Source organism: Sinorhizobium sp. P24N7 (assembly GCF_042436655.1).
GTDB lineage: Bacteria > Pseudomonadota > Alphaproteobacteria > Rhizobiales > Rhizobiaceae > Sinorhizobium > Sinorhizobium meliloti_A.
Genome location: NZ_JBHMIW010000122.1, coordinates 1 through 464, shown reverse-complemented (window position 1 = coordinate 464; position 464 = coordinate 1). Strand labels below are relative to the sequence as shown.

Annotated in this window: 1 protein-coding gene; it reads left to right on the top strand. The window is 64.2% G+C overall.

What is annotated here, in order from left to right; translation table 11 throughout:
* Window positions 1-464: hypothetical protein (locus ACFHWW_RS34245; RefSeq protein WP_379943831.1), on the top strand; the 464-nt coding region annotated here is incomplete at both ends.

Below are 464 nucleotides of genomic sequence, written 5' to 3'. Positions count from 1 at the left end.
ACGATGACGAAGAGCCGGAGGGCCCGAACGACGACACTGGACCGGTCGCCGTTGAGGGCGACAAGATCGGCACCGACGAACCAGTGGACGATGATCACGTCTCCCAAGCGGCCGAGGACGTCGGCGTAACGACCGAGGTTCTGCCGAACGAAGCGAATGAAAAGCCGGCGCTCGCCGCCGAGGCACCGATTACATTCGCTTCGCACGGGATCGACATTGCACCCCAGGCGGACGACGCGCCTGCGAAAGCTAGGCCCACTCCGTCCGTCGTCGATCCCGAACCGGAAGACCAGACCTCAGAGTCGTCGGAAGCGGAGCTAGAGGCTATTGACGCCACACCGGATGCCGAGCCGGAACAGGCCGATGACGATCGCGCACGCGAAGTAACAATGCCGCCGGTCTCCCGAGAGGTACTTGCCGATCTCGTACGGCGTGATCTCGTTGGCATCGCTGCGGAGGCCGCC